General features: G+C 36.2%; 17 protein-coding genes. 3 read left to right on the forward strand and 14 right to left on the reverse strand.

What is annotated here, in order from left to right; all coding sequences use genetic code 11:
* The first annotated feature begins 90 nt into the window (after positions 1-90).
* Together FPB0191_RS02700 and FPB0191_RS02705 are read left to right on the forward strand one after the other, a co-directional pair.
* Complete coding sequence (locus FPB0191_RS02700; protein WP_039103839.1) at positions 91-2,226, forward strand: hypothetical protein; 2,136 nt, start codon at positions 91-93, stop codon at positions 2,224-2,226.
* Between the two features lie 248 nt (positions 2,227-2,474).
* Entirely contained in the window at positions 2,475-6,656 is a 4,182-nt protein-coding gene (locus tag FPB0191_RS02705; protein WP_039103840.1) for an RCC1 domain-containing protein, read from the forward strand.
* 137 nt (positions 6,657-6,793) lie between these two features.
* Here FPB0191_RS02705 and FPB0191_RS02710 read toward each other — a convergent pair whose 3' ends face one another.
* The 14 genes from FPB0191_RS02710 to yjgA all read right to left on the reverse strand — a co-directional run bounded on the left by FPB0191_RS02710 (position 6,794) and on the right by yjgA (position 23,899).
* Positions 6,794-7,957, reverse strand: a complete 1,164-nt coding sequence (locus FPB0191_RS02710; protein ID WP_039103841.1) for a serine hydrolase domain-containing protein — start codon at positions 7,955-7,957, stop codon at positions 6,794-6,796.
* A 411-nt stretch (positions 7,958-8,368) separates the two neighbouring features.
* A complete protein-coding gene (locus tag FPB0191_RS02715; protein ID WP_039103843.1) occupies positions 8,369-8,785 on the reverse strand; it encodes an NTF2 fold immunity protein in 417 nt (138 codons plus the stop codon).
* Positions 8,782-8,991 (reverse strand): RHS repeat protein, encoded by a 210-nt coding sequence (locus FPB0191_RS12090; RefSeq protein WP_110021810.1) that lies wholly within the window; start codon positions 8,989-8,991, stop codon positions 8,782-8,784. The genes FPB0191_RS02715 and FPB0191_RS12090 overlap by 4 nt, the downstream gene beginning before the upstream one ends.
* A 91-nt stretch (positions 8,992-9,082) precedes the next feature.
* Positions 9,083-9,520 carry a tetratricopeptide repeat protein gene (locus FPB0191_RS02720; RefSeq protein ID WP_039103845.1) on the reverse strand — a complete coding sequence of 146 codons (438 nt, stop codon included), beginning with the start codon at positions 9,518-9,520 and terminating at the stop codon, positions 9,083-9,085.
* A 16-nt stretch (positions 9,521-9,536) separates the two neighbouring features.
* Positions 9,537-9,896 (reverse strand): GH-E family nuclease, encoded by a 360-nt coding sequence (locus FPB0191_RS02725; protein ID WP_052236711.1) that lies wholly within the window; start codon positions 9,894-9,896, stop codon positions 9,537-9,539.
* 127 nt (positions 9,897-10,023) lie between these two features.
* The gene (locus tag FPB0191_RS02730) at positions 10,024-10,314 is read right to left on the reverse strand and encodes a hypothetical protein (protein ID WP_039103847.1); all 291 of its coding nucleotides are present in this window, start codon (positions 10,312-10,314) and stop codon (positions 10,024-10,026) included.
* Positions 10,315-10,386: 72 nt separating this feature from the next.
* Positions 10,387-10,803, reverse strand: a complete 417-nt coding sequence (locus FPB0191_RS02735; RefSeq protein ID WP_039103849.1) for an NTF2 fold immunity protein — start codon at positions 10,801-10,803, stop codon at positions 10,387-10,389.
* Between the two features lie 9 nt (positions 10,804-10,812).
* Complete coding sequence (locus tag FPB0191_RS02740) at positions 10,813-15,630, reverse strand: RHS repeat-associated core domain-containing protein (protein WP_052236712.1); 4,818 nt, start codon at positions 15,628-15,630, stop codon at positions 10,813-10,815.
* A gap of 19 nt (positions 15,631-15,649) precedes the next feature.
* Entirely contained in the window at positions 15,650-16,093 is a 444-nt protein-coding gene (locus FPB0191_RS02745) for a DcrB-related protein (RefSeq protein WP_052236713.1), read from the reverse strand.
* Between the two features lie 121 nt (positions 16,094-16,214).
* Positions 16,215-18,143, reverse strand: a complete 1,929-nt coding sequence (locus FPB0191_RS02750) for a type VI secretion system Vgr family protein (protein WP_052236714.1) — start codon at positions 18,141-18,143, stop codon at positions 16,215-16,217.
* Positions 18,144-18,726: 583 nt separating this feature from the next.
* Positions 18,727-20,034 (reverse strand): phosphatase PAP2/dual specificity phosphatase family protein, encoded by a 1,308-nt coding sequence (locus FPB0191_RS02755; RefSeq protein WP_052236715.1) that lies wholly within the window; start codon positions 20,032-20,034, stop codon positions 18,727-18,729.
* Between the two features lie 224 nt (positions 20,035-20,258).
* The gene (locus FPB0191_RS02760; RefSeq protein ID WP_039103851.1) at positions 20,259-20,483 is read right to left on the reverse strand and encodes a hypothetical protein; all 225 of its coding nucleotides are present in this window, start codon (positions 20,481-20,483) and stop codon (positions 20,259-20,261) included.
* 385 nt (positions 20,484-20,868) lie between these two features.
* The gene (locus FPB0191_RS02765) at positions 20,869-23,019 is read right to left on the reverse strand and encodes a carbon starvation CstA family protein (protein WP_039103852.1); all 2,151 of its coding nucleotides are present in this window, start codon (positions 23,017-23,019) and stop codon (positions 20,869-20,871) included.
* Between the two features lie 346 nt (positions 23,020-23,365).
* On the reverse strand, positions 23,366-23,899 hold the full coding sequence (gene yjgA, locus FPB0191_RS02770; RefSeq protein ID WP_039103854.1) for a ribosome biogenesis factor YjgA: 534 nt from the start codon (positions 23,897-23,899) through the stop codon (positions 23,366-23,368).
* A 219-nt stretch (positions 23,900-24,118) separates the two neighbouring features.
* Here yjgA and pmbA point away from each other — a divergent pair, with 219 nt between their 5' ends.
* Entirely contained in the window at positions 24,119-25,489 is a 1,371-nt protein-coding gene (gene pmbA, locus FPB0191_RS02775) for a metalloprotease PmbA (protein WP_039103856.1), read from the forward strand.
* The last annotated feature ends 5 nt before the right edge of the window (positions 25,490-25,494 follow it).

Genomic DNA, 25,494 nt, shown 5'->3' on the forward strand with positions numbered 1-25,494 from the left:
TCATCATAGAAAATTAATAATTAAGAAGTTAACTAATTTTTTTGATAGATGGATAAATTTTAATAATAAAAATAAATAAGGATAAATTATATGTCAATAATTAGTAACCCTATAAGTGCTTGGCTAAATACGCAAGATTCAAAATTCACACCAATAGGAAAATCCGTACTCATCCCCCTTGAACTAGAAGTATTAGAAGACTGGACTGAAGCGACTATTGATTTTACTTGTATCTATTCTGATGCAAACCATGCCACTTCAGCTATCGAAATCGCACCAATTGTACTAAAAAATCATAAAGAGCAGTCGATAGCTAAAACAGAAGTAAATCTGACCGTTTGTGAAGATGGTTTTTATGATGTTGAGGCAAAAATCACTGTAATATTAACTGATGCAGATTCGGAAACGGGAGAAGACAAATTACTGACAACTTTTAGCTTTGGTGTTTTCTCATTTCAAGGTAAGTACATTTATGATTTTTCTTCGCAAGCTGCCCTTGATAAATATGCTAAAGTTGAGGCATTGGATAAACCTAATAAACAAATCAAAACACTAATTAAGTTAGCAGAAACAAATAAAATAACATCAAGTGATAATAAGTTTACTTTAGACCAAATGGCTGAAATATCACGCCATATTTTTGCAGAACGGCAAAAAATTGAAGCCTTATATAATAACCAATACCCGTCGCTATTAAGACAAAGTCAACCATTTTCACTTAGCTTAAAAAAAGATCAGAAAGCTACGCTCAAAGTCAGATGGCCAATCAGTAACAAAAAGACTACTTTTTTACCCTTAGACAAAGCGTATATAGTAGTAGAAGGCGATGATGATTCGCGATTTAAAGGTGAATTAAATAATGGTGAGTTTAGTTTTATCGTTCCAGAAGATGATTTCACTTTTACTGCTACTGTATTTGCATTATATTCCGATAAATTTGGTGTATACAAAGAAGATTCTAATTATGATGAGATTATTACAACCAGTTTTAGCAACCGATTAGATTATGATATTACTGATGGAACAGCGCCTTTCTGGTCTGTATTTTCGGCTGTAATGGACTTAACGGATATATCTAAAAAACACCTAAATTTCGATAGAGAAAAAAATCGTATTGTGTATGTTGATATACAAGGTGATAGTTGCTTTTACCGGCCTAAAAATCAAACCATCAATATAAATGCAAGAAGATATTATAATTGGGATGTTATTGCACACGAATTTGGTCATGCGATTGCTCATGAAAGCAGTGCCATTGCAAATGCCGCTGGTGGAAGCCATTCTGGAAAAAACCAGTATGATTATTCCAGAAATAGTAAAACATTAAATAACAAAAAAAGATCAATTTCTTTAGCATTTAATGAAGGCTATGGTACTTGGGTTGGAGTTCAATTATTAAAAAAATCTACTTATACTAATAAAATGCCATATGTGGGTGATGATTTTTATACCAAAATAGAGAATGATGGCTTTGTAACATATAGTCTTGATTTAAAAGATCATACTACGAGATATGAAGCTTATGGTGAAGATGCAGAGTTTTGTATTGCACCATTATTATGGCAACTTAGTGATCAAAATAAAAATTTGAATACCCGAGCACTTTGTAGTTATAAGACAGACCCAATTTCTTACTCTTTAGGAAATATTTATAATAAGATCTTCAATGGAAAGAAGCTAGAGTCAATTAGCGATTTTTATAAGGGGATATTTACTGATTATGTCGGCATTACGGTTGATTTTCTTAGATCAACAGAGCTTGGTTCGGCGGTAAATCAAACGACACTTCAAAAAATTCATAATTTAGCCATGCCTTTTGCCGAATTTGGTGTCGGTATTAATATTGATGATACAAAACCGCAAAAGATCAAGAAATTAGAATGGTCACAATTAAAGACCGGATCATTACCAGGTCATGATCAATTTGATATCTACTTCTTTACTAACAACCTTGATACTTTAGTGTATAAACTTCTAGATCAAAAAATTGGCAAGACCAAGAAATATGTTCAACAAAAAGGCACAAACTATACCTATACACTACAAAAAAAGGACATTAGTAAAATTGAATCTATTTTATCTGATAAAAAAGAAAAAGAGCAAACACTCTATGTTTTAATTGCAGCTACCGCAACGGGAAAAGCTGCGACTAAAGGTCAGATTGAAACAGGTCCTTATTTTAGTAATTTAGCTCAATTCCAATATACCAAGCCGAAGAAAAAATAATGAGCTTTTTATAAAGCTTGATCTAACTAATTGACAAATATAAAGAAATATGAAACTCTAAAAATGCAACTCGTCCCTAATTAATTTTAGGGCGAGTATTTGGTGATTTAGTTGTATTTATAGATGTACTTAGATAAACACAAATTAAAGTGCATTTTATTGACAGCAACTTGAATTAACAAATAAGCAGTTAACTATTTTTTTATGGATATATAAATTTTAACCATCAATAAGCAAGGATAGATATCATGTCAACAATAAATACCCCTATAAGCGTCAGGTTAAATACACAAGATTCAGAATTTGTACCAACAGGAAAATCAGTATTAATTCCATTAGAAATAGAAATATTAGAAAACTGGTGTGAAGTGACTATTGATTTTAGTTTCTACTCATCTAATAAAAATCTCGTTTCTCCAACTATTGAAATTACGCCAATAGTACTAAAAAATCTTCAATATGAACCGATAACCGAAACCATGATTAACATGGTTGTTTATGAAGAAGGTTTTTATGATGTTGAAGCAAAAATAACCGCCACATTTTCTGAAGAAGAATCTGTTTCTAATGAAAATAAATTAGTGACAACTCTAAGTTTTGGTGTTTTTTCCACTCAAGATAAATATATTTACGCCCATTCATCGCAAACAGCATTTAATAAATACACCGCAATTGAAGCAACGAATGATCCGGTAAATGAAAATAATAATCTAACAAAATTAGAAAAAACACAATTCATTGATAGTTCTTCTCCTCAGGAACAAATGGAGGACATATCTCATTATCAATCTGAAAATATTCAAAAAATTAAAAATTTTACTAACAGCTTTAAAACTTCATTGTTTAGTCAACCTCAATCCAGACTTGCCTTAAAAAAAGGTCAGAATGCAACATTGAAAGTTCAATGGCCAATAGATAATAGATATAACTCTTTTCTACCGTTAGATCAGGCAACCATAGAAATCAATGGTTGTGATGGATCGCTGTTTAAAGGTGTTTTGAATAACGGTCAGTTTACCTTTACCGTTCCACAAGACAATTTCACTTTTAATGCCACAATTTTTGCTGAAAATACTAATAAATTTGGAATTTTCAGCGAACAGGATCCTAATTATTTGATAAAAACGACATTTTGTAATCAACTAGAATATAATATTACAGATAGCACAGCACCTTGTTGGTCTGTCTTCCAAGCCATTACTGATTTAGTTGATATAACAAAAAGAGTACTAAATTTCGAAAGACAAAATAATCGTAAAATATATGTTAACTCTAGAAATAGTAACAGTTTTTACAACTCAAAGGATGAGTCAATTCATATTGGAAATAATGATTTTTACGACTGGGATGTTATTGCACACGAATTCGGTCACGCTATAGCTCACGAATCAAATTCAGTTAATTATTTTACTGGGGCATTCTATAATGGTGTAAACCAGTATGACTATTCATACAATAACACTACCTATCGTAATAAATCAACGTCTCTTGCTCTGGCATTTAATGAAGGCTATGGTATTTGGATCGGAGTTCGATTATTAAAAGAGTCCAATTATGCTAATAAAATGCCTTTTGTCGGTGATGATATTTACACAGATAAAGCACAAAATGGCTGTTACCAATTAGACATTGATTTAAGAGACCATAAGACATTGTGTAATATTTATGGTGAAGATGCTCAGGAAGCTATTGCTAAACTACTCTGGCAGTTAGGTGATAAGGATAAACGTAGTAATATTAGAGCATTATGTAGCTACCCGGGAACAGAGGTTGTTTCTTATTCTTTAGAAAAGATTTTTAATAATGTCTTCAGAGGCAAAAAATTAAACAATATTAGTGACTTTTATATAAGAATGTTTGCTAACTATGTTGGTGTTGAGATAGATTATATGAAATCTGTCGCACTTGGTTCTAGAGTAAATAAAACAATACTCGAAAAAATTCATAACCTAGCTATGCCTTTTGCCGAATTTGGCGTTGGTGTTGTTATTGATGATACTAAAACGCAGGGAATCTATCAGTTAGTTTGGTCACAACTAAAGACTGGTTCATTACCAGGTCATGATCAGTTTGACATCTACTTTTTCAGTAGTGATCTCAGTACTCTTGCATATAAGATTCAAGATCGGCATGTTGGTAATGGTAATGAAATGGTTCAACAAGATGGTACAACCTATTCTTATGCATTACAAAAAAAAGATATTACTGAACTATCAGCCTTTTCATCTCGTCAGCCTCATCAGGATAAAACGCTTTATGTCCTTATTGCGGCAACGGCTACAGGAAAAACAGCCTGTTATGGTGAACTTTTAACTGGCCCTTATTTTAGTAATATCGTTAAGTTCAAGTTTCCTGAATCGAGGAAAACGGTCATAGCTGTGGATAGTTCGGGTAGTAATATAGCTACGGATCCAAATAACTTGCGTATTGTTGTCGCTCATAACTTACTTAAGACGCAAGCTGATAGAAATAATGATATTTTCAATGGCATAATTAAAAATGAAAGAGTAGTGCAGACCGCAGCGATGGATTTTGATGTCTATCCTAAATTCTTACCTGGTCCTATTGATGCTAGTTTTGAATGGCCAGATGAATTATATAATCAAGAAATTTTCAAAACTGTTGATTCATTGGGTCCAACAGATATTGCGTTAGCTATCGATGCAGCTGTTGAGGCTCTACAAGAACATGATAGTAGTGATCAACCTATTTCAAAACCGAGTAATGAAAGAAATTCATTATATTTAATTACTGATATGAGCAACAATAAAGGTGATGAACCTGTAAAGAAATCCCTAAATAATGCTGAATTTGAAAATATCAAAGTTCATATTGGTCATTTACAACCTTTCGGTGTTGTTCCTCCAGTCGATAGTTATAAAGTCGAGAGTTATAATGGTGATTTTATAACTACCAGAGGACGTGTAGCATTTGATGATGTTATTGAATCTATACTCAAAACAGGTGGTAGTTATGCTGTTGTTGAAGATGCGAATTCCCAACAAGCTTGGATGGAATTGGCTGAATACTTAGATCATAATGATCTGGATAATTTAAAAGAAATCGACTTACCTTTAAATGTCTGCTTTTATAGTATTGGCAAAGCTGGAAAAAATACCCCAACTTATTTAATTACCCCTAAAAAATCAGGGGAAGTTACCATTACAGTTGATGGTAAAGGTAATTTCGTCCCTAATTTAACGATAAATGGTATTGGTCAGCAAAAGGATATCGGACAAGATTGTTACGAAATAAAATTGAGGGCGAAAGCAGGGAGAACTTATGCGGTTGAGTTGAATAAGCCATTAAATTCACAAGGGCTATATAGCATTGTTGCAAGGTTACCAGAAAGTAAATCAATTTGTGAAGGGGATTTGGTGAAAACAGGTGCAGCCTTAACACAAACAGGCGATGTCTATGTTTGGGGATACCGAGCTTATGGTCAGCAAGGTAATGGCACTAATAACGTAAAAGCTAATAGCGCACCACAAAAAGTGACTGGGTTAGCGAATATTGAAAAGCTAATCGGCGGTACTTATCACTTATTAGCGCTTGATGCTGATGGGAAAGTCTGGGGTTGGGGTGAGAATCGTTATGGTCAAGCCGGTTTTTCAGGTAATTATACTTCAACACCGCGACAAATTTTAACACAAGTCGAGCAGATTTCGGCTGGAGAACAATTCTCAATGGCATTGGATAATACTGGTCAAGCTTGGGTATGGGGAATTAATAATTTTGGTCAGTTAGGTAATACTTGGAATTACTTTAGCAATTGCCCAATTAGAATCAATTTTAATTGTGAAAAAGTTAGACTTATTGGTTGCGCGTCAAATGGGGCATTTGCCGTTACGGAACAAGGTCATGTTTGGGCTTGGGGTAGTAACGAAACTTGCGGATTAGGTATCAATAAGAATAGTGGTAACAGACAAAATGTGTTTGCGATACCGGTTCATGTGACGAGTTTAGATAAGTATGCTGACAAGATCATCTATATTGGCGGTGGAATAGGTTGGGGTGAAGCATTACTTGATGATGGCACAGTCATTGGATGGGGATTAAAAGCTGCTTTAGGTTTAGGTTTTTCGGTCACAAATCAGGTATCAACAGAGCCAGTAGTCATTATGAAGGATGTAGAGCAGTTATTTGTTCGTTACAAAGGGTCATTTGCATTAACAAAGGATGGTAAACTGTATACATGGGGTCAAACCTTATCAAATGCACCACAAATGATTTATGGAGAGAAACCGACATTACGTCAAGGTGTCAATTCAAAAATTATTCGAATTGGCGGAGGAATGGAACATCTCTTCTATCAGACTGAAAAAGGTGATATCTATGGAGTAGGTTATAATGGCGAATATAAGCTCAATCAGAATGAAGCTGAAGGGGCAAATATTGATTGGCCAGGTATAAAAATTACACTCAGTTAAGATCTAAATAATTTATTGAAAAAACACCATCTTGTATGGTGTTTTTTTACTGTCAGGAAATCATTTTCAGATAAACTAAACTTAAAAATTGGTAAAATCCTTTACTTAATTAGAACCATGTAAAAATGGTTCTAACCTTAAAAACAATGATAAATAGCATCTCTAACTTTTACAGGGTAGAGTCCAGACATACCTTCTATTGCTGTATTTGTAAAAATGACCACAGCTAATGCTTGCTGAGGGTCATAAAACCAATTATGACCATATACACCCCCCCATTGTATTGTTCCTTTACCTTGAGGTGTTTGTGCTTTTATTGGGTTATCAAGTACCGCACCGCCATAACCAAACCCCCATCCGGGACCTTGAGTACTATGTTCACTACTTATATAACATTTTGCCATTTTATCTATTAATTTATTGGGACTTAGAACATTCTTTGAAGAAGTCAGTGATAAAAGAAATCGCATAAAATCAGGTGCATTACCGACCATGCCAGCTCCACCGGAATGATAGGCTTTAGGATTGAATATACGTTTAGGATCATAGCTTATAATCCCACTATTCCATGATTCATCTAAATGCATAAAATAAGGACTTGGCATGGGTAATGGTGTGGGCAAAGCATCATAATAGTGAGTAACCAATTGGTTATTGTCTGATAATGTAAAACCGGTATTTGTCATGTTTAAAGGTTTTGTTATGGTTGTTTTTATTATTTCCTCTAATGATTGTTGAGTAACGGCCATTAATACCCCACCTAACACATCTAACGCTAATGAGTAACACCAATTTGTACCGGGTGAAAAAAGCAGAGGAGCTTTGGATAATCGATCCAGATTTTCATTTAAATCAATAGCTATTTCATCAAAGCCGTCTGAAATTTGTAACGTATTATAAATGCCTTCACCATTAGGTTCGTAAAAACGATATTTCAACCCTGCACTATGGGTTAATAAGTGATGCAAAGTAATAACAGGTTGCTGACCATTTTCTAATTTTGGGGTGAAATTAGGAAGGTAATCAGTAACCGGCGAATTCAAGTTAAGTATTCCTTTTTCCACTAAACATAATATGGCAGCACTGACTATCGGCTTTGTTACAGAAGATAATAGAAATTGTGAGTCAACCCGCATAGTTTTCTTATGCTCTTGATCAGCATGACCTGATGCTTGTTGGTAGATTATTTCTCCCTCTTTCGCAACGATAACAACGGAGCCAACAATATGTTTTTTATCGACTGCATATTGATTTACTTCATTAATAGCTTGCCTAATGCTGGTAGAAAAATTATTAGCCATGACTTCCCCCTTAATGAACGATGATAAATTAGATTGTATTCATTTTAATCTTAAGAATATTATTGGAAAACGAAAGAAATGCCAACGTTAGAAATTTGGCTATTCAAGCTTTATATATTTTTTTAGTAGTAGCTTTATATAAAATTCATTAAGGAAATAATCTTTGTAATTTTTCAGTCTCTCTTTCTGATATAAGGGTTTTATTATCCCAAATATCAATCTTTTTATAATAAAGATAGTGGGTTTGTTATTACAATGTAAGAATTAATTATCAGCTGATAAGGTTATTTAATTAAGTTATCCTTAATACATCAACACAATTTTTTCGTTTAATATGATTTAGTTAATGATGTATTATACCTAGGCTTAAATAGATACGGGAAGAGCAGCTACGCCGCTCTTCCATATCATTTATAAAGTATCCTTGATCCATCTACCGTCATAATCAAGCATTTCTCTTCTATCCACACGCCATTCCTTATTTTTAAAAATTAACGTATATCGATATTCGTATACAACTCCGGTATCAAATTTTTTATGAACCTCAATTACTATTTTTTTATTATTAGCACTTAATTCACAACTAATGATTTCACCATCAGGAGTAAATGTCGATGGAAAACGTGTAGATAAAGCAACCTGCTTTCCTAGTTTTCTTTCTCTAACCGTTACATATTTTTCATAAATGGCATCAATTTCTTTTTTTAGTTCTTCTGTATAATCAACTTCTAGATTTTCATACTGTACCTGATACCAATAGCTTTCCCATTTATTCATTTCTGTTAAAAATAGTTTTAATACTTTTAATGCTTGCTCTGTAGAATTCATTTACTTTTCCTAATTTTTAAAAATATCAAAAAGAACTCGTTTACCATTATCGGTGATCGCTGACTATATTTATCGTAATGCTCCGTCGTCTTATTAATTCGTCGACCCAGCGCATCATATTGGTATCGGGTGATTGAGCGGTGTTGTAAACTCTCAACCCTCGCTTCTATAAGTTGATGTTCATGGTTATAACTGAACCACTGCATGATATTTTCAGCCGGTCGTTGCCGTTTAATCAGTCGACCAAAACCATCATAATCGTAGTGGTAACCATTGGATAATGATCGTTCCAGTTTGTCAGTTATTTTTTATCTTTTTCTTATTTAAATAAAAGTCCAAATATTTTTTAGGTATTTCTTTAAATGCTCGAGCTTGGCCTAAATTATATGCCTCACTAAAATATTTGTATGATTCGTCGTATTGACCTAATTCATAGCACACCATTCCCATATTAATCGCTCGCGATGTATCAATCTCAGATCCGCTTGTCTGTAGTGATATTTCTGCCCAATTTTTAGCATTGGAAAAATCTGACATCTCAAAATAAACTCTATATATACATGAAGAAATCCAACGAGCTATTTCCCAGTCTAACTTTGGTTCAGGAATTAATTTCCAAGCTTGATTATATTTATTTAAAGCACTAGAAAAATCTTTTTTGATACGATCTATATTGCCACTTTCTACTATAGATATTATTTCTTCCTCAAGTTTATTATCAATAAGTGTTTTCATGCTTATCCTCCTTTAATCATAATTTTTCTGGTTTTATCAGTGATTTGATAAGATCCACAGGGCTCTTATATCTATCTGGTAATTTCGCCCCTTGAGAACGGTTATACTTATAATGCTCTAATATATAGTTTTCTTCATTTAGCATAAACTCTCTAACTGTCTTAGATTTAGCCCCGTAATATCTACCTTTTCGATTCCACCATTTAACCGCATCAGTTATATGAGCCATATCTGCTTCATTAATATCATACCATTTACCATCAGTTGGACTTTTAAACCTCATATCATCACCGTGACCTGTAACAAGTTTTTGGCTACGCAATCGCTCTATAACTTTTCGGCTTGTTGCACTTTTTTTACCAGGAGTCTTTCCCATGTATTGTAGGCGACAACTTAACCCCCACGGATCAATCCAAGAGAGTGTATTAGGCGCATATTGGTATCGGGTGATTGAGCGGTGTTGTAAACTCTCAACCCTCGCTTCTATAAGTTGATGCTCATGGTTATAACTGAACCACTGCGTGATTGTTTTCAGCCGGTCGTTGCCGTTTAATCAGTCGACCAAAACTATCATAATCGTAGTGATAACCATTGTATTGTCGCAACTGATTAGCCCGGCACACGTCACCTCGCTCATACTCTGCAATATCATACTTGGCTGTCGGCGTTTTAAAGTTCAATTGACTTAAATGACCCGAGCCATAATAGAGGCATCCTAACTGATTACCATCCGGTAAAGTGAGATTGATTACATTACCTAATGCATCATAGCTTTGATAGTAATATTCAATCACACAATCTGGTCTAAGACGGCGAGTCAGTCGTTCTATTCGGAAAGAGCTAGGGGACCTTTTCCGTTTTATTATTTATAAAGTATCCTTGATCCATCTACCGTCATAATCAAGCATCTCTCTTCTATCCACACGCCATTCCTTATTTTTAAAAATTAGCGTATATCGATATTCGTATTCAACTCCCGTATCAAATTTTTTATGAATCTCAATTACTATTTTTTTATTATTAGCACTTAATTCACAACTAATGATTTCACCATCAGGAGTAAATGTTGATGGATTCTGTGTAGATAAAGCAGCCTGCCTTCCTAGTTTTCTTTCTCTAACCGTTACATATTTTTCATAAATGGCATCAAGTTCTTGTTTTTGATCTTTTTTATAATTAATTCCCGGATTCGCATATCTCAACTCAAACCAATAATCTTCCCATGTCTTCATTTCTGTTAAAAAAAGTTTTAATACTTTTAAAGCTTGCTCTGTAGAATTCATTTACTTTTCCTAATTTTCAAAAATATCAACAAGAACTCGTTTAGCATTATCAAATACTTCATAGACTATTCCTTTTGGGCGAGTTCCACCATTTTCATACTCAAAACGCCATTTAAGATTTACATCATTTCCTGTACGTTCAATATATTTTCTAACCGAATCCTCAAATTTTCGATACCCGCCTCGATTAATACTTGATAATTGAGGAAATACATTATCTTTACCACCTGATCCACCTAGAACCTTGCCTAAGATATGTCCTGCATCATCATTTGAATTACCTAACGCTCTCGCCCAAGCCCGTGATGATGGATTCGTTGCTGTTCCTGTTTTAATATCTGCTTTACCTATAGTAACTTCTGCTGACAACGGTTGTTTCTGAGCGCCTCTTGTAACTTTAGGTGTACATGCTAACCCCCACGGGTCAATCCAAGAGAGTGTATTAGGCGCATACCGGTAAAGATTAATCCCGCCCGCTAGTCCAATCGGGTCTTGTTGGGTAAATCGTCCGCAGTTGGGGTCATAATAACGCAATGTGTTGTAATGTAAACCCGTTTCTTGGTCATAATATTGCCCCGCAAAACGCAAGTTTTGCTCTGTCTTATCTGAACTATACCACCGGTCTCGGTTGCGTTGGTGTTTCAATTGCCCAAATAACGTATATTCCCCTAACCAAATTATTTCACCGTCCTCATTGGTTAGCTCCGTCGGTAAGCTGTTAGCTAACGTATGAAAATACTCAATCTGGTAGTGCACATCTGATGTCTTAGGGTAACGGTCACTTATCGCTCTGGCAATTGGCTCATAATCTTGTCCATTATAAAGATAGCGAATTTGTTGTTGTGCATTGGCTTCACCACTTAACCGCATCCCCTGCCAACTAAAATCGGTGCCTGTTGTGGTATATCGCTGACTATATTTATCGTAATGCTCCGTCGTCTTATTAATTCGTCGACCTAGCGCATCATATTGGTATTGGGTGATTGAGCGGTGCTGTAAACTCTCAACCCTCGCTTCTATAAGTTGATGTTCATGGTTATAACTGAACCACTGCGTGATATTTTCAGCCGGTCGTTGCCGTTTAATCAGTCGACCAAAACCATCATAATCGTAGTGGTAACCATTGTATTGTCGCAACTGATTCGCCCGGCACACGTCGCCTTGCTCATTGAATAAATTACCTGCCGGGTCATATACAAAATGCTGCTGGTTTGTATATTCACGCTGCATCACCACTTGTTGTGCTGCATCATACTCATAACGTTGACTGTAACGGGCTCTACTATCTAGCGTCTGTGCCGGATAGTTACCGTAACCGTTAACTTGTTGTATTAAATTCCCTACTTTGTCATAGTCAAAGCGTTTGTCTATTAGCGGTAATGCATGACTACCTAAATCATTAAATGCCGTGCGTTTATTGGTCATTCGTCCCAAAGCATCAAACGTGATGCGCTGGGTCAGTTTACCTTGTCGACGACTAATCTCACGATGTAACCGGTCTCGCTCATACTCTGCAATATCATACATGGCTGTCGGCGTCTTAAAGTTCAATTGACTTAAATGACCCGAGCCATAATACAGGTATCCTAACTGATTACCATCCGGTAAGGTGTGATTGATTACATTACCTAATGCATCATAGCTGTATTGGTGTAAACCTTCATGATTTTGTTCTGCGATGAGTAATCCTAATTCGTCAGTGGTAAAGCTTAGGGTCTGCTGTTTATCGGCACTGACCGTTTGCCCCGCTAATTGTGCAGTAGCCCAATCGTATAATTCACTGCGTGTTAGCGTGGTCTGATTCGGTTGGTAGTGATATTCAGTGACATAATCTGGACTACGACGACGAGTTAGTCGTCCTATACTGTCATACTGGTAATCATAGATAATTGGATTAAGGTGTGATTCCTGAAGGTTTTCAGACTCAAAATGCAGATTGTGTGGATAATGATATTGGCGAATTACCCGTCCTAATCGGTCATAATCATAACATTCACGTTGTCCCGTTAAGTCAGTTGAACTAATTAACTGATGGTTGATATCATAACTAAAACGGTATGCTTCATCCTTCTCATTGTACAGTGCCACCAAACGCCCAAATCCGTCATAATGGTAGCGAAGGCGTTTATTATCAGGCGATAATCTTTCTTGTAACTGTCCGCGTCCGTTATAATGATACCTAGTCACCGTGCCATCAAAATCGTGTACCGCTTTCACTAAGCCAGCTTGATTATAAATGTACTGTTGACAACTGCCATCCACCCGCTCAATCATGGTGAGACGATTGGCCACTGAATAGTGGTAATGTGTATTCTCACCTTGTGCATTTTGCTCTAATTTCGGGCGTCCCCATTCATCATAATACCAATAATGGCTGTAACCCGAGCAGTCAACAAATCGCTTAAGCTGACCGCTTGCTGTATAGTCGTAGTAAGTATGATTACCCAGTGCATCCACTTCTTCAATAGGGTCGCCCCATTCATTGTAACGGTAACACGTTTTCCCTCCTTTCGGGTCGGTAAACGTAATCAGGTCACCGGTGTCATTGTACTCATAACTAACATATGCCCCATTAGGATAACGACGATTTAATGGAACAAAAAAATCAGTATCCCATGAGGTACCTATTTCTTCACCCAACGGATTAACCGCTACCTCTAAGTTACCGTACTCATCATAACTAAAGTGGTATTGTCCCCCTTCAGCATCTGTGATACCAGTCAGCGCTGATTTATCATTCCAAGTAAATTGCCAGTGACTGCCATCGACATCAGTAAACGCGGTAATTTGACCCAACTCATCCCACTGCCGGTAAGATATTCCCAACCCTTCCTGATGTAAAATCAATGTTTGGGCAGCTAAATCGTATTCAAAACGACAATACTCTTGTCGTGCATTATTTACTTTATCTGTATTTGTATTTGTATTTGTATTTGTATTTGTATTTGTATCTGTATCTGTATCTGTATCTGTATCGGTCTGGTCACTTTCGTCGGTTAACCATTGCTCAGATACAGTCCAACGAACGCCACCATCATGGTCAGGCTCCGATTGCCTTTGCCAACGATAATGTGAGGTTAACCCACTAGCATAACGGTGCGCACTCATCAGTCCACTTTGTTCATCATAACAAAACGTTCTTAAGCAATAATCTTGTGCATCATAAACTGCGATTAACTGCTCGGCATCGTTATAAACATAACGAACCAGTAATCGCTCATGCTCTTTGTTTTCTATGCTTTGTTGGTAAACAGCGTGTAATCGATAGGTAACTTTGTCTTGTGTCGATAGTGGGGCAGTGACCTGCGTGTGTTCCGGTGCCTGATAACTTAGTCGAATGCACATATCATGATTATCATCATGAATATGCGTTAAGCACCCTTGTGCATCATAAACGTAACTTAAACTGTTTTCATGGCGGTCTTGTTTTTTATACAGACGTAAATGGTTTGGTTGATGAGGGTCGGCTTCAAAAATAAAATAATCACCCTCCGTCGTCTCTAGCATAAAGATATTTTGCAAGCTACGATATAACCGAAAACCTTCATTAACATAAAAAACATATTGCCCTAATTCAAGATGACCTAATCCTAACTCCCGACCAGAATAGTCAGTATAGATAATATTATCAAGCTCTGCATCTTGAGGGTTTGGCTCAATACGGAGTGTTATCTCAAAAGGTAATGTCCAACCCACGCCTAACACACCACTGCGATGATTACGACTGTGGTATAAACGTTGCCAGAATAACGGTATTCGTCCTGCTAACTCAAAATCGCAGTCTTCCTCTCCCGCAAGAAGCTTGGCCCCCGTCGTAAAAAGAACCGGATATTGGCTTGAAGTCGCTCGATTAATAGCCTCACCAATAGTTGCACCGGCAACTGAGCCAATTGCTGTACCAATAACCTCAGAGAGTAGCGCACAACCAAAACATGTTATTGCTTGACGTATGCCACCACTCAATAAACCAACGAATAATGAACCTACAATCTCCCCAGCTAAACTTGCAACCGGATCTTTACCACTTTTAATATCTCGTACAACAACACTTTCTCCACCGATCTTCACCAACCGATCCGATTGCTTATGACTGATTTTCGCTTCACAAGTACTGCGGTCACCATTACGACAAGCCGGTTGGCTATTAATAAAGACTGATCTGGATCCTTCCGCCAGATAAAGGTCACCACCAAAATAATGCCACTTTTCGCAGGTGATTTTATCCATATCCGCCGGTGTCGTTCCTGGCATCGCTGTTGCAACAGTCGGTGCTAATAAATTATCGGCAACGCTTGTCCAAAAACTTTTAGATATTAGTGATTTGCCAAGCCCTTTTGCTAAACTCGATCCTGCATCTAATAACCCCATTGGACTAAGAAAATAAGCCACTTTCAGCATGTGCTCCGCAATTTCCTCTGCCTTATTTAGGTAGGAATTTTCTGGCTCACTATCATCTTGCGCTTGTGCATAATTCTCTGCGGCTAACTGTTCAAGCGGTGGTTTTCCGGCTGCCCGGGCAGCTTCCATACCTTTTATTTTGACATTCGGGGAGCCAGTAACAATCTCCCCATCAAGACTCGTCCCTCCCAAAAACTCCCCAATGGCATCACTCACATTATCAATGACATCACCAATCACAGCTGCAGCAGCAAGACCTACGACTACCGACAATGCTAAAGCCGCCCCGCCTGTCAGACCAGTAGCTACCACTGCAACCGCAGCAATGGCGGTATAAATCGCCCCTTTAACGAAGCCACTAATAAAATCAGCAAGCTTTGACGGGTGCTCTAATTTATCCCCTAACTTAGCCGCCAGACAATCGCCCATCTTTCGCCTCCTTTGTCAACTAAGCTGGAATAAATGAGTCTTTAATCGCCTGCCAGCATTGATTATCTGCCTCTGTCAATGGTCTGGGTTGCGAATAGGTCAGTACTAACAAGTGTGATGAGTCGGGGCGCACCGTTGTCAGTAAAAACTGATATAACACAACCCCTTTATTTTCAAACTGTATCTGTACCTGTTTAGCCTCAATCGCCTTTTCGCCTCCCAAAGTTGTCATCACTCGGTCTCCCACTATTAAGTGACGCATCTCTTTTTTTAACAAGGCAATTTGTTGCTTAAAATAACTGTCCTCTGTTTGTTGCGCTTTTAATATCGTACGAGTAATAATAAGATTAGCTTGCTTATGTGGTAGTTTTAATATTTGAACCGAGTCATCCTGATAAGCCTCCGGCAATATCAGTTGCCCCTCATTAAATTGATAGGTGTATAGTTGTGCCTGCTGATTCATTATTATTATCCTTATTAGTTTGCACCTGCTGAGTATCTTTCTTTTTATTTATTCTGCTTTTTTCTATTTATTCTTAATTCTTGTTAGTTATTCTTACCGACATCACTTTAATTACCGTTAACTATTTAGGGAATGTGCTTTCAAGACTCGCCTCAATATTTGCTGCAACATCTTCTTCGTTAACTACGGCTTGTGCTCCATCACCATTAATTTCAACAATGGATTGCCCAATTACATCACCTCTATTTTTGGCAAAAATATGAAAATTATTACAATGCAGTTTAATATTGCCACCACTGTCCATTTCAATCACCGATTGTCCACAGTCAAGCCGGATAGCAGTCGCTGACGATATGTAAACCACATCTTTAACCTGAATATCACATGCCCCTCCCACTAAGGTCTTAGAATCACCCTGAACAGAGAGGATACGATTGGCTAAAATGGTTGAATCCTGATTTTCTCCTACCTCAATAATGCGATTTTCACCAACAGTCATAATTTGATTCGCCGCCACATTCTCAGTATGGTTTGCCATTACCACCGTTGAGCGGTCATTAAGCACAACCGTGTTCATGTCTTTTTGCGCATGCATAAATAATTCTTGTTTGCCATTCTCATCTTCAAAACGTAATTCATTAAATCCTTCACCTTTGTGTGTTTTCGATTTAATAGACATTTGCGTTTTAGCTGAAGGTAAATCCAGAGGTGGGCGATTATTACCATTGTAGGTGGTGCCCATAATAATCGGTCGGTCAATATCCCCATTGATATAACCTACCAAGACTTCCTGACCAATACGTGGAATCGACAGGAAACCAAAACCATCACCGTTCCAGTTTTGTAATACCCGTACCCAACAAGAAGCCCGTTCATCCGCTGCATCATAACGATTCCAATGAAAATGGATTTTCACCGCACCATGTTCATTTACATGAATTTCTTCACCCGCTGGTCCAACAACCACCGCAACTTCATCACCGTCAGCTTGTGGTTTGTGAATAAACGGTGGGCGCCAGTCATTCTTGCCGGGAATAAAGGTAAATTCATTGGTTAATGTCGCCGGACGGTCATCACTCTCATTATCCAGCGACTGCGGTAAATAACCATGATGAGTAATAGTGACAATCTGCCATGATTGATTCATTGACTGGGATGGATGTTCGCTAATGCTGAAAATCTTTCCCGGCATTAATTGAAAATAATTACTTGCCGCCTGACCTTGCTCACTGTCAGATTGTAATGCTTGTAAACGATATTGACTTAGCTGCTGTGCCATCTGTTCATCATCGTAACGTCCGTAACTGTCAAAAATTTCAAAGCTAGGTAACGGTTTATCTGTCTTACTCTTCGCATCCATCATCACATCAGGATGACTGTAACGATAATCCTTAGTCTTAGCTTCCGTCGGTCGCATAGCACAACCAAATTTTAAAGCGCTAATCGTCGGCAGAAAGGTGGCAATTTGCGGGTGAGGGTTATAGATAAGTGATAATCCTCCTGTCATCCCTAAATGACTATCGCTGTAAAATAATTGATTTTCCTCAAACCAAAACGCTATCCCTTCTTCAGCTGCCAGCCGAGCAATAAATTGAAAATAGGATTCACGTTTCATCGTCGTGTATTCCCTGACCGGGTGAGGGTCCATCAATTGTTTATCAACAACAATATTATAATCCTGAAGAATTTCATCAATAATGTCGGGAACACTCTTAAAGTGGTAAATTCGGCTGTCTTTTGTCAGCGTTAATTGCCATAGTGCCGGGCGCGCTGTAATAGTGTAAAAGGTACGTTTAAATCCGCTGTCGCCTCGCTCTGCCTTCTCTACCAGTGCATTAACCGTCCGTTCAACTTGACCATTGCTGTACACCACCAGTTGCACTTTCTGGAGTAATTGCGCCTGTAAATCAATATTGCTATCTTTACTCGACAAAGTTAAGCTTAACGTGAATAATGTTGACAATCCTTCCTGTAGGGTAAACTCAACTACATCAAATGTATCCTTGGGTAAATCACCAATTGTTACAGAAAAATATAACCCAGTTTTCATGAAGCCGTCCTTATTCTTATTATCATTGTGCTTGATAAGCTAAGTTTGGATGAATAAATAAACAATTAATTAATCAGTCTAAATATTCAATACTGCTTTATTGAAATCTATTGTCTGCTAGCAGTGCAGGCACACATTGCGTTATTGTTTTTAAATGAATAAACACAAATGTTTATAACGATAAATACAATAAAACCATAAATGAGATAAAAAGTTATAAATGCGATAAAAATAGATATTTGCACCTCTATTTACATGCATTAATTAACCTAAATAAATTACCTTTATAATATATAAAATAGTACAAAATAAAAACAAAAATATTGATTATTTTTGGGTGATGAAGGAAATAGATATGGAAAAAATGGGAAAATAACGAGAAAAATAAAAAAGTTATTTATTATTTAAAATTCTATGGGATATGGATTTTATTTTAAGTTGATGATTGAGTGATTATTTTCGTAAAAAATAAATTATGGAAATAACCTAAGTAGAGTGACAGATAGCTCATCTACTTAGGATTAAAACAATAAATATTTTAGAAGCTTTTTAATTTTTGATGAATTATCTTTAAAACAATGCCTTATTTACATTGTTCAAAAAAGTGCTTCAAAATTAATTGTTGCTGTTTGGTGATGACAATATATTTTCGGCTAACTTTTAGTTTAGCTATTGCTTCATCTAAGTTCGCCACTCTTTTAGTTAATAATAACCAAGCAATGGCTGCTGTTGCACCGTGTGAATCACCTCGAACACAACAAACTAATAGTTTTCCATTTTTTTGATATTGTTCGATCATTTCTGCTGCTAGTTGACATTGTTCAACAGATAAGGGGGACATAGCTAAAGTTGGTATAAGCGAATAATGACCAACAAAGTAATTTATTGGTAATTCAGCACAAAGATCGACAATAGAAATAAATTGATTTTCCTTTAACGTTTTTCTAGACGGTAAGCGACCAAAATAGACATTGTCACAAATTAAATCGACAGGATTATTTTTGAATGACGTTAACCGTGAATAAATCCACATGATAACGAAATAGGGTAGGAATAAAATCCTCACTGCCAGACTAAATTGCCCATTAGATTGTTTTCCAAAACCCAATGATCCAAATAATAAATAATTAGCAGATACCAATAAGAATGCACCCGATAACCATAGAAAACATAACCCTAAGCCATGAAGATAAATAGCCATAACAAACGATATTAAAAACAGAGAAAAATAAAGCAATCCCCAATGATATTGTTTAGGTGATTGTTTATTACTTAGTGGAGAAACACCGTTCTCAGGCCATAACCAAATACAAAAACATCCGACCCATAATCCAGAAAGTAAATCAAAAAAATGGTGTTGCCAAGTTGTCAACACGGATAAGCCGATTAAAAAACACCATATATGTATAATATAACGAACGACAGTAGAAGGATTGTGTGAATAGAATCGCCATAGTATCACTAATAATGTGATATGTAATGATGGCGCTTGATTATAAGGTTTATCAAATGCCATTAAAAGATCAAACAAAAGACCCAAAAAACCGTCAACAGCGGGTCGTTCAAAAGTGAATCTAAGTGGAAAAATAAGAAAACAGCTGACACAGATTATCTGTGCAGAGAAAAGCTGTAAAAAAATGTTTTTCAGTGATTTCTCGGATTTGGCTGATAGAATAGCAAAGCAATACATAAAATGTATCGACCAATAAGGTATAATTGTCCAAGACCATAATGGAATTGATGTTTCCCAGTCGAAAACCAAACTGTTTACATCACTACGTATTGAGGTTAACCAATTAGCAAAATTATAGCTAACTAAGAAAAATACAACCAAGAAAACTAAACAACATCCTTTATTAATAGTTAAATTTTTAGATTTTATTTTTAACATTATTTTATTCCAACCTATTAAATTCCTTATACAAATTAAATGATATAAATACTCTAGAGGTCAATGCAGATAATGAATTGGTGATATTTGCACTAATTACAATTTGAGTTATTTTTTATCAGTTTTTTCCTAAACATAATCTATAGCTAATCATCACAATTTAAGTTAATGTCATTGCAATCATGCTAATAGTAGTAAATGATAAATTGAATAATATTAAATAATTATCCATCTTTCGGGTTAGCGTAACTGATATTAGGTAATGAATGGGGTAATAATTGATTATCACTCAGTTCCTTATACAGTTTAGAAAATTCAGAAAAAGTTGATTTTGGTAATAAATGTGCCCGCTTAATTGTAAGATTGGCATCATACAAATTATTTATACTTTTTATACAAGGGTTAAGCAATGTCTGAAAATTAGGCTTTAAATTATAAATTAACAGCATGAGCGATCCTAGTAATTGATTAGCGCATTATTATATCCAGATTGAGGCACACAATTATTATACAACGATTAGCTTTTGTATATACTTATATAATTAATGTATGAATAGATAGCATTTTTTTAATAAAAAAACGAACAATAGTTGAGTCGCTTTGATGAAACAATAATTCTATTAAATGAATAAGATAGGCTCAATAATAGATTTTTAATTTAATAATACTAGTTACTTTGATGCTGATTTTGGAAAGAAATTATCTATAAGATAATGATTAATCAAATACGTTATTTTTGAATGAGTTTGCTTTTGCCGAAATATGAAAATTGAATCAATTAACGGTTGACGTGTGCCCGTTAATTGATTCATTATCAAATTAAGATCTTATTCCTTAATGTGACATTGATGTTTTAACACCACCTTCCGGTACAGGGACATAAGGTGTTTCTTTATCTGTACGTTGCTTATTATTACGTACTTTGATAGCTGTTTTTATACCGTAGAAAATTATACTATACACGACCACTAAGAATAGAATACTCAAACCAGCATTTGTATAGTTGTTAATAACGATATGATGCATGTTATCTATTTGAGTTTCGGATAAGTTTGGATTTTCAGCTATACGACGTTTATATTCATTTGCCAAGTATAGGAATCCTTCCAATTGAGGATTATTGCTAAATAGTTTTAGACCTAGCGCCCATGTTGTACAAATTAATAGCCAGATTGCCGGAATCATGGTCACCCAAATATACTGAGCACGTTTCATTTTGATTAATACAACTGTGCCTAATAGCAATGCAACAGCAGCTAGCATTTGATTTGAAATACCGAATAATGGCCACAAGCTTTTTACGCCACCTAATGGATCGACCACACCTTGATAGAGTAGATATCCCCATAATCCCACACATCCGGCGGTACCAATAATACCTGCGACAAATGAATCTGTTTTTTTCAAGAATGGTACAAAGTTACCAAGTAAATCTTGTAACATGAAGCGACCTGAACGAGTTCCGGCATCTAAAGCAGTTAAAATAAATAACGCTTCAAATAAGATACCAAAGTGATACCAAAAGCCCATATCTGCGCCCGGTAATACTTGATGGAAAACGTAAGCAATACCAACTGCTAAAGTAGGTGCACCACCTGCACGGTTTAATACTGACGGCTCACCAATATCCTTGGCAGTTTGAAGTATTTGTTCAGGTGAAATAGTGAAACCCCATGAACTAACAGTTGCTGCGGCATGGATCGTAACATCTTTCAGTTGAGATAACACCACAGGAGCAACTTGAGGATCACCTAATTTATGCAAATCAGGCATAGTAATACCTAAACCGGCAGGTGGTGTATTCATTGCAAAATATAGTCCCGGTTCAATAATTGAAGCAGCAACTAATGCCATAATCGCAACAAATGACTCCATTAACATTGCACCGTAACCAATAAAACGCGCATCTTTTTCATTTGCGAGTAATTTTGGGGTTGTTCCTGAAGCAATTAATGCATGGAAACCAGATACAGCACCACAGGCAATAGTAATAAATAAGAATGGCATTAACGCCCCTTTCCAAACTGGACCAGTGCCATCAATGTATTGAGTAATAGCCGGCATTTTTAGTTCAGGATTAAGTATAACAATTCCTACAGCTAGTCCTACTATTACACCAATTTTTAGGAAGGTTGCTAAATAATCTCGTGGCGCTAAGATCAACCAAACTGGTAATAATGCCGAGATAAAAGCATAGCCAATTAATACATAAGTAATTGTGGTTGCTTTGAAAGTTAATGCTGGTCCCCAGTAAGGGTCGTGAGCGATAACACCCCCAAACCAAATAGATAATACTAACAACACAATACCAATGATAGACACTTCTAGCACTCTTCCGGGACGGATAAAGCGCATATACACACCCATAAATAAAGCAATTGGTACAGTCGAACAAACTGTAAAGACGCCCCACGGGCTTTCAGCAAGCGCTTTAACGACGATTAAGGCCAATACCGCTAGAATAATCAGCATGATCACGAAACAACCAAATAAGGCGATGGTTCCGGGAATGTATCCCATTTCTTGCTTGATCATTTCACCCAGTGACGCCCCATTACGGCGTGTAGAAAGGAATAAGACCATAAAGTCTTGTACCGCACCAGCAAGTACTACGCCGGCTAGTAGCCAAAGTGTACCCGGTAAATAGCCAACTTGAGCAGCTAGTACAGGACCTACTAATGGACCAGCACCTGCAATAGCTGCAAAATGATGTCCGAATAATACATATTTATTAGTTGGTACAAAGTTCAAACCATCATTATTAATGACAGCAGGTGTTGCACGAGTTGCGTCTAATCCCATCACTTTATTAGCAATATATAGACTGTAATAACGATAAGCAACTAAGTATACGGAAACCGCTGCGGTAACAATCCATAATGCGCTAACGTGTTCACCACGTCTTAACGCAACGACTGCTAAACAGCAAGCTCCTACAAGGGCTAGAATCACCCATGGGAGATGCTTAATATATCTATTGTTCATATAAATTTCCTTTATTTTTCATTAAGGTGCGTTTAATTGTTACAATTAACCAAGGTTATAGTAACTAAGTCAATAAAAGAAATATATGTTGTATTTTATAATAGGTTAGATTTATAAAGTGAGTGGTTAAAATGGCAGTTTTAATGGTAATAAAGCATGAAAACTATTGGTTTCACAGGGCCATTCAACAAAAAGTATCTAAGGAAATGACTCAATTTTATTATAATAGACAGCCTTATTTTTACTTATTAAAAATAAATTAAGGTAGGGGGGAACTTGCTGTTTGAAATTATTTGAACAGCAAGGTATAGCAGTTTTAATTACGCCAAGGCGATGATAAACATAATTAATCTGATTCGCTTAAATCTTTCAAATATTGAAAAATTAGTCGTGCTGATTTAGGCGGTTTATTTGTATCACGTTCTTTTTTAGCTGTTCTAGCTAACTGGCGTAATTGTTGACGATCAGCCTGTGGATTCCAGGCTATTATCGGTTCGGCATCACCAGTATCAATCAAATCATCACGCAGTTTTTCTAATTTATGTAAAATAGCATTTTGTTGATTATGGCGATTTTTTAATTTATCCAAGGCTTGGCTAATTGGATCAATATCGCGGTTACGCAATAATTTACCAATATATTGAATTTGTCGTCGATAACCTTCTTTTTTGATTTTCTGTGCTAATTCAATAGCATAAATCATATCTTCATCTAATGGGATCTTAGATAACTCATTTTTACTTAGTTGGACTAGTTCAACACCCAATTTTTTAAGGGCTTCGGCATCACGTTTAATTTCACTTTTACTGACATAGATGATCTCTTCTTCATTATCATCAATACTAGGTAAAAGGGCATCTTCATGTTCAAATGGTGTCATATATTTTCTTTAGCTTTAGTCTTCAAGTTAGTGTTGTTAATAATCGATTTTTTATAACAGAATGTATAAAATAATATTAAAAATATCGCATTGAATATTATTAATCTGCGCTATTATAACGTATGATTAGCACAATAACAGATTTTAAATAAATGAATTACTTAAACTGCTGATAACTAGAACTTTAGTTATCAGCAGTTTAGTGATCAGGATAGATACATGAATAGCTCACAAATTGATAAAGATAGTTATGCTGAACAACAGCAACTTGAAGCTGTTTTAGCACAAACAATAGCCATCGCCAACAGTAAAGTTGATGCGGTTGAAGTGGCAATAAACAAATCGACAGGTATTAATGTCAGCACACATCATGGTGAAACTGAAAATATTGAATTTAACAGTGGTGGGGCATTAGGTATTACGGTTTATCAAAATCACAAAAAAGGCACTGCCTCGACTAATGATTTATCACCTCAATCAATTGAACAAGCTATCAACATGGCGATTGAGATCATGAAATATACTTCACCTGATCCTTATTCAGGATTAGGCGATCAAGATCAGATGGCATTTGAATGTCCTGATTTAGATCTTTTTTATCCAAGTGATCTCAATGTCGAAAGAGCATTACAACAAGCAGCACTTGCTGAACAAGCAGCGTTAGCCTATAACAGCCACATTAAACGCAGTGATGGGGGATATTTTAGTAGTGGTTACGATATCCGTGTTTATGGTAATAGTTATGGCATGCTACAGGGTTATCGCACCAGTTCTCACTCACTATCTTGTTGTGTGATTGGTGAAAAAGATGGTCAAATGGAGCGTAATTACGCTTATACCAGTTCTCGTGATATTAACGAACTTAAAACAGCTGAATATGTTGGTAGAGAAGCGGCGAAACGCACTACTGAACATCTGGGATCGCAACAAATTGCAACAATGCAGATGCCAATTTTATTTAGTCCAGAAGTGGCAACGGGTTTAATTGGTCATTTTGCTTCAGCCATTACCGGTAGTGCTATTTATAAAAAATCATCTTTCTTATTGAATCAACTCGGTGAGCCTATTTTCCCTGATTGGTTGACTATTCAAGAGTTACCACACCTGTTAAAAGGAGTTGGATCAGCGCCTTTTGATGGCGATGGTATAAAAACCTATCAACAGAATATTATTACCGAGGGTGTGTTGCAAACCTACTTATTAGGTAGTTATTCAGCACGTAAATTGTCAACACCAGAGAGACCATTAAAAAGTACCGGTCATGCTAGTGGTATCCATAATTGGCGTTTATTTGCTAATAATCAAACTCAATCGTTTGATGAATTATTAAAAACAATGAATAAGGGCATCGTCATTACATCATTAATGGGGCAGGGTGTTAATCAAGTAACAGGAGATTATTCGCGTGGTGCGAGTGGTTTTTGGGTTGAAAATGGTCAGATTCAATACCCAATTAGTGAGTTTACTATTGCGGGTAATCTAAGGGATATGTACCGACATATTATCGCAATTGGTAATGATATTGAAACTCGCACTAATATACAAACTGGCTCGATTTTAATAGAACAAATGAGTGTAGCCGGTAAATAACTTTA

It is taken from the genome of Frischella perrara (assembly GCF_000807275.1).
Taxonomy (GTDB): Bacteria; Pseudomonadota; Gammaproteobacteria; order Enterobacterales; family Orbaceae; genus Frischella; species Frischella perrara.